The sequence below is a fragment of the Cohnella sp. OV330 genome (assembly GCF_900112065.1).
Lineage (GTDB): Bacteria > Bacillota > Bacilli > Paenibacillales > Paenibacillaceae > Cohnella.
The window spans coordinates 159,364-174,658 of the sequence record NZ_FOKE01000011.1 but is presented as its reverse complement, the minus strand read 5'-3'; the positions used below and the strand labels follow the sequence as shown (position 1 = coordinate 174,658).

General features: G+C 49.9%; 20 protein-coding genes. 13 read left to right on the top strand and 7 right to left on the bottom strand.

The features are described from left to right. Positions 1-16 precede the first annotated feature (16 nt). From BM235_RS23940 to BM235_RS32720, 5 genes are all read left to right on the top strand, one after another. Complete coding sequence (locus tag BM235_RS23940; protein ID WP_369803543.1) at positions 17-1,072, top strand: ABC transporter permease; 1,056 nt, start codon at positions 17-19, stop codon at positions 1,070-1,072. Then, on the top strand, positions 1,072-1,752 hold the full coding sequence (locus tag BM235_RS23935) for an ABC transporter ATP-binding protein (RefSeq protein WP_090116768.1): 681 nt from the start codon (positions 1,072-1,074) through the stop codon (positions 1,750-1,752). Before BM235_RS23940 ends, BM235_RS23935 begins: the two co-directional genes overlap by 1 nt. A gap of 153 nt (positions 1,753-1,905) precedes the next feature. After that, positions 1,906-2,361 (top strand): MarR family winged helix-turn-helix transcriptional regulator, encoded by a 456-nt coding sequence (locus BM235_RS23930; RefSeq protein WP_090116767.1) that lies wholly within the window; start codon positions 1,906-1,908, stop codon positions 2,359-2,361. A gap of 311 nt (positions 2,362-2,672) precedes the next feature. Further along, a complete protein-coding gene (locus BM235_RS32725; RefSeq protein WP_255374563.1) occupies positions 2,673-3,140 on the top strand; it encodes an NAD(P)H-binding protein in 468 nt (155 codons plus the stop codon). Positions 3,141-3,247: 107 nt separating this feature from the next. Further along, the gene (locus BM235_RS32720; protein WP_255374562.1) at positions 3,248-3,535 is read left to right on the top strand and encodes a Rossmann-fold NAD(P)-binding domain-containing protein; all 288 of its coding nucleotides are present in this window, start codon (positions 3,248-3,250) and stop codon (positions 3,533-3,535) included. Positions 3,536-3,572: 37 nt separating this feature from the next. On the opposite strand, the gene BM235_RS23920 is transcribed toward BM235_RS32720, so the two are convergent. After that, positions 3,573-3,986 (bottom strand): MarR family winged helix-turn-helix transcriptional regulator, encoded by a 414-nt coding sequence (locus BM235_RS23920; RefSeq protein ID WP_255374576.1) that lies wholly within the window; start codon positions 3,984-3,986, stop codon positions 3,573-3,575. Positions 3,987-4,143: 157 nt separating this feature from the next. Here BM235_RS23920 and BM235_RS23915 point away from each other — a divergent pair, with 157 nt between their 5' ends. The 4 genes from BM235_RS23915 (at position 4,144) to BM235_RS23900 (ending at position 8,248) form a co-directional block, all read left to right on the top strand. Next, complete coding sequence (locus BM235_RS23915; RefSeq protein WP_090116766.1) at positions 4,144-5,136, top strand: alpha/beta hydrolase family protein; 993 nt, start codon at positions 4,144-4,146, stop codon at positions 5,134-5,136. A 15-nt stretch (positions 5,137-5,151) separates the two neighbouring features. Beyond that, positions 5,152-5,394, top strand: a complete 243-nt coding sequence (locus tag BM235_RS23910; protein WP_369803546.1) for an SDR family NAD(P)-dependent oxidoreductase — start codon at positions 5,152-5,154, stop codon at positions 5,392-5,394. A gap of 136 nt (positions 5,395-5,530) precedes the next feature. Next, complete coding sequence (locus tag BM235_RS23905; RefSeq protein ID WP_090116765.1) at positions 5,531-7,270, top strand: ABC-F family ATP-binding cassette domain-containing protein; 1,740 nt, start codon at positions 5,531-5,533, stop codon at positions 7,268-7,270. A 42-nt stretch (positions 7,271-7,312) separates the two neighbouring features. After that, positions 7,313-8,248: a VanZ family protein gene (locus BM235_RS23900; protein ID WP_090116764.1), complete on the top strand. Its 936-nt coding sequence runs from the start codon at positions 7,313-7,315 to the stop codon at positions 8,246-8,248. Between the two features lie 66 nt (positions 8,249-8,314). Here BM235_RS23900 and BM235_RS23895 read toward each other — a convergent pair whose 3' ends face one another. From BM235_RS23895 to BM235_RS23880, 4 genes are all read right to left on the bottom strand, one after another. Further along, the gene (locus BM235_RS23895) at positions 8,315-8,788 is read right to left on the bottom strand and encodes a heme-degrading domain-containing protein (RefSeq protein ID WP_090116763.1); all 474 of its coding nucleotides are present in this window, start codon (positions 8,786-8,788) and stop codon (positions 8,315-8,317) included. 27 nt (positions 8,789-8,815) lie between these two features. After that, a complete protein-coding gene (locus BM235_RS23890) occupies positions 8,816-9,394 on the bottom strand; it encodes a TetR/AcrR family transcriptional regulator (protein WP_090116762.1) in 579 nt (192 codons plus the stop codon). After that, positions 9,391-9,852, bottom strand: a complete 462-nt coding sequence (locus tag BM235_RS23885; protein ID WP_090116761.1) for a nuclear transport factor 2 family protein — start codon at positions 9,850-9,852, stop codon at positions 9,391-9,393. Before BM235_RS23885 ends, BM235_RS23890 begins: the two co-directional genes overlap by 4 nt. Positions 9,853-10,037: 185 nt before the next feature. After that, entirely contained in the window at positions 10,038-11,003 is a 966-nt protein-coding gene (locus BM235_RS23880; RefSeq protein ID WP_090116760.1) for a helix-turn-helix transcriptional regulator, read from the bottom strand. A gap of 100 nt (positions 11,004-11,103) precedes the next feature. Between BM235_RS23880 and BM235_RS23875 the strand changes: the two genes are divergently transcribed. From BM235_RS23875 to BM235_RS23865, 3 genes are all read left to right on the top strand, one after another. Next, entirely contained in the window at positions 11,104-11,526 is a 423-nt protein-coding gene (locus BM235_RS23875) for a DoxX family protein (protein ID WP_090116759.1), read from the top strand. A gap of 110 nt (positions 11,527-11,636) precedes the next feature. Then, a complete protein-coding gene (locus BM235_RS23870; RefSeq protein ID WP_090116758.1) occupies positions 11,637-12,116 on the top strand; it encodes a GyrI-like domain-containing protein in 480 nt (159 codons plus the stop codon). A 24-nt stretch (positions 12,117-12,140) separates the two neighbouring features. Then, entirely contained in the window at positions 12,141-12,617 is a 477-nt protein-coding gene (locus BM235_RS23865; protein ID WP_090116757.1) for a phage tail protein, read from the top strand. Positions 12,618-12,733: 116 nt separating this feature from the next. Here the strand turns inward: BM235_RS23865 and BM235_RS23860 are convergent, their stop codons facing one another. Then, the gene (locus tag BM235_RS23860) at positions 12,734-13,330 is read right to left on the bottom strand and encodes a TetR/AcrR family transcriptional regulator (RefSeq protein WP_090116756.1); all 597 of its coding nucleotides are present in this window, start codon (positions 13,328-13,330) and stop codon (positions 12,734-12,736) included. 155 nt (positions 13,331-13,485) lie between these two features. On the opposite strand from BM235_RS23860, the gene BM235_RS23855 reads away from it, so the two are divergent. Continuing rightward, positions 13,486-13,845, top strand: a complete 360-nt coding sequence (locus BM235_RS23855) for a DoxX family protein (RefSeq protein WP_090116755.1) — start codon at positions 13,486-13,488, stop codon at positions 13,843-13,845. Between the two features lie 62 nt (positions 13,846-13,907). Here BM235_RS23855 and BM235_RS32715 read toward each other — a convergent pair whose 3' ends face one another. Continuing rightward, positions 13,908-15,023, bottom strand: a complete 1,116-nt coding sequence (locus tag BM235_RS32715) for a hypothetical protein (protein WP_255374561.1) — start codon at positions 15,021-15,023, stop codon at positions 13,908-13,910. Positions 15,024-15,295 lie beyond the last annotated feature (272 nt).

Below are 15,295 nucleotides of genomic sequence, written 5' to 3'. Positions count from 1 at the left end.
TTACAATCATTTTTGTGTGTTGACGGCATGGTTGGTCTTCATTTTATCCGGGTTGGGCAATGGACTGTCAACGCTTGCGGCGTCGACGTTCAAGAACATGAAAGCCGATTATGTCATCTTCGAACAAGGGTCGCAATCTTCCATGAGCAAGTCCTTATTGCCCGAGCAGTTGGTTGGGCAGGCCGGACAGTTGCCGAACGTACAAGCGGCGTCACCGATGGGGACTTCGATGGCAACCGCCCTGATTGGCAAGAGCAACAGGAATGAGGATAAGGTAGACATCGCGATTGTCGGCATTAACCCGGGAAGTTTTTTGGAGCCGCGAGTCGTTGAGGGCCAAGGCTTGTCGCCCGATAATCCCGTTGGCGTTATCGTCAATGCAACTTTGAAGGATAAGGGGTTCCGCCTGGGCGACAGCTTTCGATTGGACGGTTCGACGGAGTCTTTGACCATCATAGGTTTTGTCCAGAATCAGACCTACAATCACGTAGCCTCTGTATTCGCTTCTTTGTCGGAATGGAGGAAAATCGCCTTCGCGGCTCCTGGGTCGGACAAAGGAATCTCCAATCCGGTCAACGCCGTTATGCTGCAAGGCAAAAATATTCGTCCTGGAGACAATGACGCCCGTCTGTCGGGTACGGATACCGTAACCCGCGCAGCCGCCATCCAGGGCCTCCCGGGATATAAAGAAGAGAATGGCTCTATTCTGATGATGCTCGCCTTTTTGCTGACGATATCCGCATTTGTGCTCGGCGTGTTCTTCTACGTGATTACGATGCAAAAATCGAATGCTTTCGGAATCATGAAAGCAATCGGAGCAACGAACGGATTTCTGGGCAAAGCGATCGTATCTCAAGTATTCGTTTTGTCGTTGTGCAGTATTGTTGTCGGCATATTGCTCACTTACGGTACGGCTGCGATCATGCCTGAAGAAATGCCGTTTCAGCTGGACCCAACGCTTCTCGTCGTCTATTCGATGATCCTTCTCGTTATCGCGTTACTCAGTTCGTTGATCTCCGTCCGTAAAATGACCAAAATAGATCCGCTGCAAGCGCTAGGGAGGGTCGAATAATGACGAAGGGCTTACAAATTCAAAATATCTCTAAATATTACGGAGAGGGCATGAATCGATTGACGGCGCTAGATCGCGTATCTATTGAAGTTGGACCCGGCGAATTTGTAGCTGTAGTCGGCCCGTCCGGTTCTGGCAAGAGCACTTTCCTGTCTATAGCAGGGGCACTTCTTCAAGCATCGGAAGGGGAGGTCAAGGTGAACGGGAATTCGATCTCCCGACTATCGGCGCGGGAATTGTCTTCAGTCCGGTTAAATGAGATCGGGTTTATTATGCAGACATCGAATCTTGTTCCCTATCTGAACGTACTGGATCAATTACTTGTAGTGAAGAGAATGGGCGGAAAAGTTTCGACTGCGGACAAAGCGCTTGCCAGGCAGTTGTTGGACGGCTTGGGACTTCACTCAAAGCTGAAAAGCTTTCCGGAAAGTCTGTCCGGCGGTGAAAAACAACGGGTAGCGATCGCTCGGGCTTTCGTGAATAATCCGAGCGTAATATTGGCCGATGAACCGACGGCAAGCCTGGATACCAAACGTGCCTATGAGGTGGTAAACCTAATTGCGCATGAAGTAAAATCACGCCAAAAAGCCGCGATCATGGTTACCCATGACGAACGTATGCTTAAACATTGCGACAAGGTGTACCATATGGAAGATGGGATTTTGTCTCTTGTTCAGTAGCTCTATAATTAGCAGATGAATCTACAAAGATAGGGCCATTCCAATAGGATGGCCTGAAACTGCATATATGATCTGGGGGCTTTGGGAGGATGCTTGACAAAACGAATAACCGAACCTATAGTGTAGACATCTACACAATTGAAGGAGAAACTTATGCCAAGCGTTTTCGACAAGTACCCCTTTAGCCTATACATTAAAGTTATCGCGCAAAAGGTTCGAGAAATCATTGACCAGCTCCTGAAGGAGCATGGCTTGAATAGCTCGCAAGCGATCCTTTTGTCGCATATTCATCAATCCATAGAGGAGCATATAGAGATTAACCGCAAGTTTCTTGAGAAAACCATGGCTCTAAGCGGTCCGTCCGTGACAAACCTTTTGAACGGTTTGGAGAAATCCGGATTTATTACGCGAAGCAGCAGTCCTTCCGACGGGCGCAATCTCCGTATTGATGTCACGGCTAAAGCCAAACTATTTCTTAGCGAGAGAAGCGATGCCTTCACAAAATCGGAGGAATGGATCACGGAAGGGATGTCGGATGCCGAAAAAGCCATGTTTGTCTCACTGCTGACCCGCGCTTTTGAAAATGTTGAGAAGCAACGCTTAAAATAATGATTTTCGAAGCGACGCATTATTTTTTAAACAAATATGTAGACGGCTACATGTTTTTGAAAATAGAATCCAGGAGGCAGACATGATGAAGAACGAACAAAACGGAGCGTTGAAAAAGAGATTTGCCGGCTGCAAGGGAATTGGGTATCGGCGTTGTTGCTTTTGGGGCGGTGGCTCATGGACTTCTAGCCGGCAACTGGACAGAGGAGCGGATCCAAAAAAATAAAGGCGGCTACATCCCGTTATTTTTCGAAGGGAAGGATAAAACGTACGGGCGACACAATCATGCAAAATGAAAGGATGTTATGGTCATGATCATCGTTACCGGAGCTAACGGGAAATTGGGCCGGGCCGTGGTTGAGCAGCTGCTTGATCGCGTACCTGCCGAGCAGATCGGTGTCAGCGTCCGCGATCCGAATCAGGCACAAGAGCTACAGGGTCGCGGAGTTCGTGTTCGTCGGGGCGACTTCGACGATGCCGAGAGTCTGCATCGCGCCTTTGAGGGGGCATCGCAGGTTCTCATTGTTTCGGCCGGCATTATGGGCGAGGCCGGTATCCCGCATGGTATCCGGCAGCATCAAGCAGCGATCGACGCGGCCAAGCAGGCAGGGGCTAGCCAGGTGCTATACACGAGTCACATGGGCTCTTCGCCGACATCGCCCTTCGCTCCCATGATTCACCACGCCGCTACCGAAGAGCTGTTGCAAGCTTCAGGCATGGCTTTCACGTCGCTCCGCAATGGCTATTACGCCGCATCGGTACTCATGTTGATCGGCTAAAAACAGGGGAGCTGATCGCTCCTGAAGACGGCCCTGTCGCCTGGACAGCTCATTCTGACCTGGCTGAAGCTGCGGCGGCGGTCATAAGCAAGCAGGAGTTAGATGGCATGACCCCCAATCTTACGGGATCCGAAGCCATCGATATGGAAGGGATTGCGACAATCGCTTCCGAGATCTTGGGAAGGACCATCCGTCGAATCGTTGTATCGGACGAAGAGTTCCGGAACCGCATGCTGTCTCAAGGCGTACCGGAAGCGAGTGTAAACATGCGGATGGGGATGTTTCTAGCGAGCCGTCGGGGCGATTTCGCGCAAGTCGATCCCACGCTGGCTCATTTGATCGGCCGACCTCCGGTGAGTATTAGAGAGATACTCAAAGAATCGATTTCACATTAACAAAGTTGATTGTGTTAAAAGGCGCTTTACAATACGTTTATGGTTCTGTTTTTGTTCTTTCCGCCAGCTTCGTAATTGACTCAATGTCTCGATCGGTTAATAGATCAAGGAAATATTTTTGTATCGCCTTAGAGACGATGGGACGGGCTTCATCCAATGCCAATTTCCCGGCAGGAGTGATGAGGACTTGGACACCGCGATCCGTATCGATTGGTTTTCTCGTCACGAGCCCGCGCTTTTCCATTCGCGTCAGATGATGCGACAATCGACTTTTATCCCAGTCCATCGAGTCGGCTAACTCCTGTTGACGAAGATTCCCGTTCCCCGAAAGGACTAACCGATCTAAAACCCCGTAATCGCCCTCTGATAGTCCTGTGTGCTCGGACAACTCTTTTATCACGCGACCAAAGATGCTCTGAAATGAGCCTTTCCATAGGTGCCATATTCGCATTTCCGCTTCGGTTAACTCGTATTTGTCCATAAAAAGATAATAGCATGGTTGACGTGTCAACCACAATGTGCTACCTTTATTGTGGTTGATATGTCAACCATGAGTGATATCGCTAAGTCTGCACATCGATGCGAGAAGCGAGAAGGAGAGTGTTCCGATGCAAGAGAAACCAAAGCGAGATCGTCCAATGAGCAAGCCGTTCACTGAAGCTGCTGATATTCCCGTCAGCGATCTCACCCCTGTCATGACCTTCAGTCCTGTCGTGCTGTCGGCTCCGAACCGTATGGCAGATCTGCAAATCAAGGTTTCCGTGCCCTCGACAGGGAGCGACCTGCCCATCATTCTTCTATCGCATGGTCACGGGCCTTCGAACTTCGTCTCCTCCCTACATGGCTACGGGCCCCTTGCCAACTTCTGGGCAGCTCACGGTTTCGTCGTGATCCAGCCCACTCACTTGGACTCGAAGATGCTGGGCCTGCGCGAATCGGACAACCCAGAGGCGCCGTTGTATTGGCGGTCCCGGGCCGAGGACATGCGCTGCATCCTCGATCGCCTCGATCAGATCGAGGATGCTGTTCCAGGGCTCGGCGGGCGCCTTGACCGGAGCCGGATCGCGGCAGTTGGGCATTCCTTAGGCGGACATACGGTAGGCCTGTTGTGTGGCCAGCGGGTTAAGGATCCGATCGACGGTACGGAGGTGAACCTGGCCGACCCTCGGGTCAAGGCGGGGGTACTGATGGCTGCGCCAGGCAGCGGAGAGGACCTCGCCGCGTTTGCAACCGAACACTACCCGGTGCTGGGGACAACTAGCTTCGCCACAATGACAACGCCAGCCCTCGTCATCGTGGGTGAGAACGACTGGAACCCTGCTTTCTCCGACCGAAAGGATTGGCGCGCTGATGCGTACTTCCAGAGTCCCGGCCCCAAATGCTTGTTGACGCTGCTAGGAGCGGAGCATGGACTAGGTGGGATTGCCGCCTACGACGCGAAGGAAACGACCGACGAAAACCCCGAACGCGTGGCTGCACTGCGAGCGCTTGTCTGGTCCTATCTCCGCACCGCGCTCTACCCTGAAGACCCCGCCTGGCCTGAAGCGTGCGCCGCTTTAAGGGATATGTCTAATCCGGTGGGCATGATCAATTGCAAGTGAACCTCTTAAAGCACACTGGGCGGCGACGTCATCCTGACCTATCGCAGCCAAGCAGAGGAAGCAAAGTCTGTCGTTGCTGAGATCGAAGCTATGGGGCGTAAAGCAGTCGCGCTGAAACTGGATGTCGGAGATATTTCCGGTTTTGCTGCGTTTGTCGATACCGTCCGTTCGACGCTGCAGTCAGCCTGGAGTAGCGCCACTTTCAATCATTTGGTGAACAATGCCGGCCACGGGCAGCGTGCAAGGGCAAAGCGCTAAAATCTCCGGGCAAAGATGCTCGGAGATTTTTTGACCCCGAAGAGATGGGATGCAAATGCGATTGTAGTCGGTCGTAAACAGTGTTACGCTAACAACGGTAAACACCAAATCTATGTTCGCAAAGAAAGGTCATACGATGATAAAAGTCGATAAACTATCCTTCTCGTTTCCGCAAAAGGAACTCTATAAAAACATTTCATTTACGCTTCAAGAGGGGCAACATTGCGCTTTTATCGGAACAAGCGGCAATGGGAAGAGTACATTGATAGACATATTGATGGATCCAGACAGATATATGTTCGAGGGCATCTTAGAAATAGACCCGACGTGCAAAATCGGGCATGTAAGTCAATTCTCGCAGCTCGATAAAACGAAAGAAACAACCGTTTTTGAGTATATAGGAGAAGAATTCATTAAGATACAAAATGAAATCGCATCGATTTGTACGGAAATGGAATCATCCTCGGATATGGATTCACTATTGGAAAAGTATCAACTCGCTTTGGATGCATTAGAAGCAATCGGCGGGGATGATTTTGAAAGCAACATCAATAAGAAACTAAATCTAGCAAACCTCACGAAGCTAAGAGATCATAGGGTATCCGACCTGAGCGGCGGGGAATTCAAACTTATTCAAGTGATGAAGGAAATGCTTCGTCGTCCAGACGTCCTGATTATGGACGAACCGGATGTATTTTTAGACTTTGAAAACCTCAACGCGCTTAAAAACCTGATTAATTCTCACAAAGGAACGCTGCTGGTCGTTACGCACAATCGATATCTATTGAATCATTGCTTCAATAAAATCCTGCACCTTGAAAACGCGGAGATCCAAGAGTTTGACGGGCGGTATATGGATTATAACTTCTCCTTGCTTCAGACTAAAATCGAATTACAAGAAATCGCATTCGCCGAGCAAGAAGAAAGCGAGAGAAACGAGAAAGTCATCCTTAATCTAAGAGCGATTGCCACTTATAATTCAGAAGCCTCTAGAGGTAGAGCATTAAAAGCTAGAGTCAGGTTTCAGGAGAGATTGGAAGCGCGTAGAATTAAAGCGCCGTTCGTTGAATTGAAGCAGCCGACGATCCGTTTCGATATGGATCATGAACTGGAAGACGGCACGGTTATAAAAGTTAGCAATTATAGGGTTGCCTTTGATGAGTTGCTGTTAGACCAAGTTAACTTCGAGATCAAATCTACGGATAAAGTAGCCATTATCGGTTCGAACGGTACGGGGAAAACGACTTTACTCCGAGATATCTTCAAAAACAGTCATGATGCAATTGAAATCAACGCTGATGTTAAAGTGGCGTATTTATCGCAGAATCAAGGCGAAGTGCTAAAGGATTCGAATACGATATTAGAGGAATTCATCGATGCCGGGTTTAAGACCTACGATGAGATTAGATCGTATCTTGCAGGCTATGGCTTTGAAGGAGAAATCGTTAATCAAAAGATAGCGTCTTTATCCGGCGGAGAGAAAAATTTGCTTCAAATCGCTAAGGTTGCCGCCAGTAAAGCAAACGTATTGCTTCTGGATGAACCGACCAGCCATTTAGACACCTATACGCAAATCGCACTGGAGAAAGCCATTGAAGACTACAAAGGCGCGATCCTCATGATTTCTCACGATTTCTATTCGGTTGTAAATGGGATGGATTATGTTTTAATCATTGAAGATAAGACGATCAGAAAAATGAGCATGCGAAAATTTAGGCAGATGATTTATGCGAGCCATTTTGATCGAGACTATCTAGAAACGGAACAAAAGAAAAAATCCGTTGAAATGAAAATCGAATTGGCTTTAAAAGATTCTGATTTTGAATCCGCAAAAGGATTGGTCGACGAACTGGAAGAGCTGATTAAGCTGCTTTAAATAGAAAGGAAAGTAATCGTAATCTATATTAAGGAGAAGAGGATGAATACCGGGCAACGTAAAATTATTTTAGTCATAACGCTAACCTATACCGTTTTTATTCTTTATTTTATGTTTTTCGCTTTCGATAGGGCGGATTCCATCGATGCCGAGACAGGTTTCACCTTTTTGCTTTTGCCGGAGGATTTTTTTAGGCTGCCGGATCTATCGGATCTGCTGCATCCTACGCTGATGGATGCTGTGGGTTTTGGTAATATCGCAGCCTTCATCCCATTTGGCATCTTGATTCCGTTGTTATATCGGACCAGCTTCATTCAATTCATGTTCTTATTCATCCTGTCTATCCTCGTGCTTGAGACCGTTCAGGCCCTCACGTTGCTCGGCAGCTTCGATATGAACGACGTTATTCAGAACGCATTAGGCGCAGCAGTCGGATTTGGAGCATTGCGAATCGGATCTCGTACAAAAAAGGTCTGGAGGAGCATCGCCGCTACGGGCATCTCCGTAGTTGTCCTGATGATCGGGATTTGGGGGAGCTTCGGAATCGTTGACAAAGCGTTCACGAAAGAACAAGGCCCCTTTGTGGCGATAAACGATCTGAGGAACGGCAGCGTAAATTCATCGACTGGAACAAAGCGAGACAGCCTCCGAATCGGGGGTCTGAACGTAGAGCCCCAGTACAATTCGTATAGTACCGAAGGGGAAAATACGATGACGTACACGTATACCCTAGGCAAAAAAGAGCTTTATCTCTACCTGAACTTTGGAATTTCCGATCAAGAGGATGCCCATGGGAGTCTACGCATCTCAGCCGATGGACAAGAGTATCTGTCCACGTCCCAAGAAGAACCAAGCCTTGAGCCGGGGACATCGTCCATTTACTTTCAAGGTGCCAAAGCGCTCACGATCACCCTTGAGGGAAATATGAAAATATGGGATGTCGGATTTAGGGAAATGAAGTACGCCTGGCACCGGTAAAGGGGCAAAGAAAATTTGAAGGTATAGCAACTTGGGGCAACGAAACAGTACATGCTGCGCAATTCGTTATCGTTGCTCGGCCAGATACTCGCGCAGCGCTTCCACGATCGTCGCATGATCCTGATCGCCGGGCAGGCCGGATACCGTGATCGTGCCTACGATTCCCTCGCCCTTCACGATCAGCGGGAATGCGCCGCCTTCGGCCTTGTATTCGTCAGCGTCGAGCGACTGGGCTTCGATGCTGGAGCCGATCGACTTGAGATAGACGTGCATATAGTACGAGCTGTGCTTAAAGTGAAGCGCCGTATTGTTCTTCCAAGCGACCCATTGATCGTTGCCGTCGCCCGTGCCGTTCATTCTCGCATAGTACAGCCGCTCGGCGCCCCGTCGGATGTCGACCACGATCGATTTGCCCTCCTGCAGCGCCTTCTCTATGATGCGCGTGCCTACCTCATAAGCCGTATTGTTCGTGAACGCCGCGAATTGCAGATCCTGCTCCTGCAGCAGCAGTTCGTTCAATAAAGTATCAAAAGATTCCATAGGATCACATCCTTTTTCACCATTATATCATCGGCCTGCATCCTCACGGACACATTTTGTTACTCGCTCAGCGAGACCTGCGAGGGTACGTTCGAACAGGGTCTCATCATGGAGCGCCCTACTGAGAATCAATCCTCCCTGAATCCCGCCAACGGTCTCCTCCGAAATTACAGCAGCTGCATCAGTGGACGCTCCTGCTCTAACAAGTGCGGCACACAACGCATCAATCCACCTTCTGAAATACTGCCGAATCCCGGAAGCGAACCGATCGCGCGTCTCGTCAAGAGCAAAAGCGCCGACCAGGCATATCCGCTGGCCCGATCGGAAATAAGCATCGACTTCGCGCCACATGTTGTGTATAGCCTTAAGAGGGTCATCTCGTTCGAGCGGCTCGTATATGTTCCTTATGAACCAATTCTCGATGTGCGCGAGAATCTCCGACGCCATTTCCTCTTTTCCTCCGGGGAAGAAGTGATAAAGACTTCCTTTGGAAAGTCGTGTGCGGGCCGTGATTTTGCTCATGGATGCACCTTCGTAACCGAGCTCGCGAAAAACCTCGGCAACCAACGGAATGACATCGGCCTTTTCGAATACGGTACGGGTCATAGGCCTAGGTCGGTTAAGCCGGGATGCTCATCGGGGCGCCTACCGAGCGGCCAATGAAATTTTCGTTCGGATTCGCTGATCGGCATATCATTGATCGACGCAAATCTGCGCTTCATCAAACCATCGGCAGCAAACTCCCAATTCTCGTTCCCGTATGATCGGAACCAATTTCCGCTATCGTCATGCCACTCGTACGCAAAGCGTACGGCTATCCGGTCATCGGTGAATGACCAAAGCTCCTTTATGAGACGGTATTCCAACTCTTTAGCCCATTTTCTTGTGAGCAACGAGACAATCTCCGTTCGACCTACCGGAAATTCGGTGCGGTTCCGCCAACGGCTGTCCTCCGTATAAACAAGCGAGACCCGAAGCGGGTCGCGGCTGTTCCAGCTATCCTCTGCTAACCGGACTTTTTGCATGGCGGACTCGCGAGTGAAAGGGGGAACGATGACGCTCATTAAAATTTCCTCTCCTTCTATACTGTTTAGTACAGTATAAACCGATCGGTTTAGAAATCAAGTCGAAAATATTTATTGAGGTACCCCAATGCCTCAACGCTGCATGTATCCGTTAAGCGGTTCTTCAGTTCCTTCTTAGCAAGTTCTACACGGATATCAGATTGAGGCCTAATTGTAGCGGTCAGTTACTTGCCCCCAAATGCATCCATTCTCTCCTGCAATCTCTCTACAACTTCCTTCGGTATCTCCCTGACCTTGATATCCGCACCCAAGAAAAGCAGCCAATTCGTGATCTCGGTCAATTCATCCGGATGATGTACATTGAGGAACGCCTTTAAGATCGCCGTGGTCTGATAAGGGTTCGTATAGGAAATCGTCATTTTTAGCGGATGATACTTTTTGAACTGGGCGATCGCCTTGGGACCAAGCTCGACGACGAGGTTGATGGCTTCCTCCTGCTTGCTCAGTTGTTCTGCGATCTTCTTCCCGCTTATTCTTTTTTTCTCGGGATAGGGTTTGACATCGGCGAGATAGTCGACTGGGATAATCCGCCGCTTCTCCTCCGCGAGGTCGAAGCCTTCGATTTGCCAAGCGCTTTTTTCGCGATACAGGCGCATGAGATAGATGGGATAAGACTTGATCTCCCTTCCTTCTTCGACGGAAACCGCTAAGTAGCGGTCTTTAAGAAGGATCTGGATCAGTTGCTCCAACATCGGATGGGGCAGGTCCGATAGATCGAGCAGGTCAGGATTGTGAGGGTTGGTTCCCTCGAAGAGCAAGATCTGATTCAACAGAACAAGATCGTCCTGCTGATTTTGCGAGATGAGGCCGAGCAATTTTTCCGCTAAAGAGTGACGGCTTTTGAGATAAGGGAGCTGCAGATTGCGCGTGGCCATGAAGGCGATAAAGAGCGCTTTAATCTCATTATCGGTAAAGCGGACCGTGGGCAGGACGGAGTTGTTCATCACAAAGTAGCCGCCGTCCCTCCCGACTTCGGCGACCAGCGGCATGCCCATCGCTTCAATTTCCCTGATGTCTCGGATCGCCGTCGAACGGGAAATGTTGAACTCATTCATGATTTCCGAAATCGTAAAATGGGCGCGGTTGTTGATGTACCGCATGATGACGTTAATCCGTTCTACTTTTTTCATGGGGCCCTCTAAACAGTATCATATTTTGACATGATTAATCGTTATTATAAGCTCATCAAGAGAAAAAACAAGAAGTAAACAAGATCAAGGAGGAATTAAAATGAGTACGATTACCGGAAATGAGAAGCTCGCAAAGGTGGAATCCCGTACGATCGGAAGGACGGCCGCTTATTGGATCGTCACCGCAATTCTCGCATTCTCCATTGCACTAAGCGGGATCGGGCAATTGATGCGGTACGGCGGCAACGTCGATTTGGTCACCGCTATCGGTTTCCCGTTATATATCACGAACATCCTCGGGACGTGGAAATTGCTTGGCATCATCGCGATCCTTCTCCCGGGCTTCCCCCGGCTGAAGGAATGGGCCTACAGCGGCATCTTCTTCCTCATGACGGGCGCGTCCTTGTCTCATATGTTCGCTCATGATTACGGCGATGGCGGATTCCATGTGATTCTCCCCCTTTTCTATGCCGCGCTTGCCATCGCCTCCTGGGCGCTGCGTCCGAAGAGCCGCAAACTTTAAAGGGTCATAACGCTAAACAGTAACAGATTTTAACACGATTTATGGTTATGATAGACCTATCAAGCGATTCAACCCATCCATTCATTCATTTAAAAAAGGGAGCTGGAATCATGGCAACGTATACCTTTGAGGAAAAAGACAGCTTTATCGTGCTTGGGATCGGAACGGAACTGAAGAGCGACTACACGGATTATGCCGGCATGAACAAGGAAAAGGAAAACTTCTGGCGGTCCGTAGAACAGGACGGAAGACTCGACACGCTAAAGTCGATCGCCGCGAACGACTATATTTTTGCCGTCAACGAAGCGGTCAATCACAAAATGATGTATTATGCCGGCGTCATGACGGATGCATCGGTAGCGGAAGAGCACCGAGTGATCCAATTCCCCAAGGGACAATACCTCGTCGTTAAAGGCGAAGGGAAGTCGGCCGATGAGCTCAGCAGCATGCTTACAGGCGTTGCCTTCGGTCAAGCGTTGCCGGCAGCCGATCATTACGCCTATGTCGGCGGGCCCAATGCAACGGTTGAGATGGGGCAGCGGGACGGCCTCGTCTATGGCGAAATGTGGGTTCCGGTCGTAGAGAAGTAATCGAGATCGTCAGGAGGGATAAGGATGTCCGCTATCGTTGATTTTAAAAACGTGTCTACCGCCGGTCTTGAATCTTCGCCGGCAGCAGAAGCGCTAGCCGGTTTGCGCGCGAACGAAGCCCGTTATTTCATGAACAAATACAAGCATGAATTTACGGTCGTACCTGCGGGCGAAAGCCAAGAGACGCTTGATTACGTGAATCGCGTGTTGAAGGAAGAGCGGGGGATTGCGTTTGCGGCCAAACCGCTGGAAACGTCGCGTTTTCAAGTCGAAAATATCGATTGGGCCTTCGTTTTTTATGAGGATGGTCTAGCAATCAACGTCCTGTATACGGTAGATGATCCTAAGAAGCGGGCCGTCGGCTTTAAGCTGTCCGAGGGGATGGAAGTGCCCCGGGAGCTGGAAGAGAAGAAGTTTAAATTCGCAAGACAGAAGTCCAAGCTGGCGGGTACGATCCGGGGTTCGTTCTTCGTCATTAAAGGCGCGTATGGAGGCAATTAAGCCGTCGTGACAAAGAATTGCATCGCAGCAAGCACAAGTTAATCATAACGTTTGGCGGCCGCATGGCCGCCATTTGTTTTCGCCGATAGACAGGTTAAGCGTTAACGCTTACGGTCTTACTGCTTTTCTAAGAGGCGCCCGCTTAATTGTGTTAGAAAGGTTGACCACCTAGCTTGAAAATCCGGATCGGTCGAATCGCATCCGGTAATGAACTTGGTGATATTGCCGAAAATAATGGGATAAACAGTTAAAGCGGTTATTGCCAGCGTCAAAAGTTCAGGCTCGATTACCGGCGGTACAACCCCTTTTTCCTTTTGGACCTTCCAGTACTCAGCATAGGATTGAAGGGCAAGTTCCCCTCCTTTATTCCAAGACGTTGGCTCCGCCCAAGATTCAAGCGCTTCCCAAGCGGCGAATCTAATAAAGTCTGCTCTTGCCTGGCTATTGACCCTATATCGATGCTCGGCAATATGAACCGGGTTATCGGGGATTTGCGAGACCCACTCTGGTTCGGTAGTGGCAGCGTTAGCCAAGACGGCTTCAAGCAATTCTGCTTTTCCCTTGAAGTAATGATAGATCAACTGCTTCTTTACCCCGGCTTTTTCTGCGATCGACTCGATCCTTGCCCCCTTAAACCCCCTGTCGAAAAACTCTTTTTGTGCAGCATCGAGAATATTCTTTTTCGTGCGTTCCGCATTGCGGACTTCTCCCATACGGTTGAACCTCCATGTCCAATCTAATAAAGTCATCGTAGTCCATTACTGAAAAGGCGTCAAGTTATAACTTTACACTAATTAAATTATAACTTGACAATAGGCAAATTATAACTTACCATTTGGTCAGCAAACAATAAAGGGAGGAAATCCGAATGACTGTATTTTCGATCGTGCTTCAGAGCTTGTTGATTGCGTACTACGTCTTTTCGGGTTCTGCGAAGATTGCCGGGGTCAAGTACTGGGTTGATATATTCAACAACCTGAGGATTCCCCAATGGTTTCGCGTGATCACGGGAACCGTTCAGCTGGTCGGAGCTGTAGTGCTTGTAAGGGGCTATTGGGATGCGGACGTGATCGCTTGGGGCGCCATTTGGCTTGGAATTACGATGATAGGGGCACTCCTCGTGCACTTAAGGGTCAAAGATGCGTTTGGCAAAACGATGCAACCGGTTGTGTTTCTTCTGTTACTCATCGTTTTAACCATTCTGAATGCGGGCGGACTAACCGTATGATTGCTTCATCAACCAGATCATAAATCCTGATGAGGTGAGGGGTTAGCAGAGGACACTTTCCCTTATGTTGAAGCTTGCGCCTCTCTGCTAGCGGAAGCTCCGCGATCCATGCCATGCATGTACGGATACAACAAAATCAATCCAACGACATAAAGCGCGAATGCAAACCATGCAGGCAGCAAATGGATAAAATCGATGTAGCCGATCCCATAATGGACGCTTAGGGCAGCGAAAAAGGCGGGCATGCCGCCGAAGAGGAGGGTTCTCCACAACCAGCGCTCGCCGCTTTGGATCCCCCACAAAGCCGTAATTAACAGCACGACGGCATCGGAGAACAACGCGCCGCCGAAGCCCGCGCGGTCGTGGGCGATGAGCGGAATGAGCCGGGGATTGAAGGCATCCAGCTCTTCGGGCGTCACCCCCATAAACGTTAGGTCCGTCGGCACGAATACATGCGTCACGCCGATTGCCGCAATCGTCAGACCGCCAACCGCTAATGACACGCCCAACACGACGAAACATAGCTGCCCCCACATCGCCCGTTTCCATATTCGATCGTTAACCCTACTGACGGATCCTCGAAATGGCTGATCGGGATTCCTTCTCAGCGACAGAAGGAACAGGGGCAGCAGAATAATGGCCGCCGCGGCATGCACGGGATCGAAGAAGCCATAGCCCAGATACAGAAAGAAGCTCGGAAAGCCGACCATACAAGAAGCCGTGACAGCCGTTTTGGCCCAATGCAGTCCGTCGCGCAATCCATGCTTGGCTAGCTGGTAGTAGAGAATGCCGATCGAGATCATCGTGCCGCTTAAGGTGATGCGGTCGTGGGACATAAAGTGGATCAGGTGCCCGTTGAATGCGATCAGTTCTTCTCTTTTCATATGGAGGAAGCTGAGGTCGTAAGGAAGAAGCACGCTCGATATCGCGATCAACCCAGCCATAAATCCGCCGACGATCATGCCGATCCCAAGCAAGCACATCCAGCCCCAATGCCTCCAAAAGGAGGGCGTTTCAGGTTCGGCGATGCTTCTTACTTTATCGTTAATAATCGCGTCGTTCACTCTCTTAGGCAGGCCTGGCCCGGCGAAAACAAATCCGCTGCCAAGAAGCACGGCATCTGCGCCGTTTTGAAGAAAAAGCGTCGCATCCTGCGGCTCGTGGACGCCGGCGGCCACTTTGACGATCCACGTTGAAGGCCCTAACCGCCGTACGAGCCGAAGCGTCTCGAGGCCAGATGATTTTACGCAGAGGCCTTGAACCGCCGCTCCGCCTTCCGCAAGCTGCTCTCCTCCAACCACGACACCGTCCCAAGCCGAACAATCCAGATGTTGAAGCAGAAGGCGAAGTCGATCCTCCGATAAGTCGGGCGGGAGGTATAGGAAAAGCGAGCCTTCTATTTTCACACAATCGGTCATTCGGTTCAGTAGGCGAAAACATACGGGGGAGT

Bases quoted from the DNA above. Each gene is read 5' to 3' on its own strand.
- BM235_RS23935 (WP_090116768.1), top strand. From the start codon at position 1,072: ATGACGAAGGGCTTACAAATTCAAAATATCTCTAAATATTACGGAGAG.
- BM235_RS23930 (WP_090116767.1), top strand. From the start codon at position 1,906: ATGCCAAGCGTTTTCGACAAGTACCCCTTTAGCCTATACATTAAAGTT.
- BM235_RS32725 (WP_255374563.1), top strand. From the start codon at position 2,673: ATGATCATCGTTACCGGAGCTAACGGGAAATTGGGCCGGGCCGTGGTT.
- BM235_RS32720 (WP_255374562.1), top strand. From the start codon at position 3,248: ATGACCCCCAATCTTACGGGATCCGAAGCCATCGATATGGAAGGGATT.
- BM235_RS23920 (WP_255374576.1), bottom strand. From the start codon at position 3,986: ATGCGAATATGGCACCTATGGAAAGGCTCATTTCAGAGCATCTTTGGT.
- BM235_RS23915 (WP_090116766.1), top strand. From the start codon at position 4,144: ATGCAAGAGAAACCAAAGCGAGATCGTCCAATGAGCAAGCCGTTCACT.
- BM235_RS23905 (WP_090116765.1), top strand. From the start codon at position 5,531: ATGATAAAAGTCGATAAACTATCCTTCTCGTTTCCGCAAAAGGAACTC.
- BM235_RS23900 (WP_090116764.1), top strand. From the start codon at position 7,313: ATGAATACCGGGCAACGTAAAATTATTTTAGTCATAACGCTAACCTAT.
- BM235_RS23895 (WP_090116763.1), bottom strand. From the start codon at position 8,788: ATGGAATCTTTTGATACTTTATTGAACGAACTGCTGCTGCAGGAGCAG.
- BM235_RS23890 (WP_090116762.1), bottom strand. From the start codon at position 9,394: ATGACCCGTACCGTATTCGAAAAGGCCGATGTCATTCCGTTGGTTGCC.
- BM235_RS23885 (WP_090116761.1), bottom strand. From the start codon at position 9,852: ATGAGCGTCATCGTTCCCCCTTTCACTCGCGAGTCCGCCATGCAAAAA.
- BM235_RS23880 (WP_090116760.1), bottom strand. From the start codon at position 11,003: ATGAAAAAAGTAGAACGGATTAACGTCATCATGCGGTACATCAACAAC.
- BM235_RS23875 (WP_090116759.1), top strand. From the start codon at position 11,104: ATGAGTACGATTACCGGAAATGAGAAGCTCGCAAAGGTGGAATCCCGT.
- BM235_RS23870 (WP_090116758.1), top strand. From the start codon at position 11,637: ATGGCAACGTATACCTTTGAGGAAAAAGACAGCTTTATCGTGCTTGGG.
- BM235_RS23865 (WP_090116757.1), top strand. From the start codon at position 12,141: ATGTCCGCTATCGTTGATTTTAAAAACGTGTCTACCGCCGGTCTTGAA.
- BM235_RS23860 (WP_090116756.1), bottom strand. From the start codon at position 13,330: ATGGGAGAAGTCCGCAATGCGGAACGCACGAAAAAGAATATTCTCGAT.
- BM235_RS23855 (WP_090116755.1), top strand. From the start codon at position 13,486: ATGACTGTATTTTCGATCGTGCTTCAGAGCTTGTTGATTGCGTACTAC.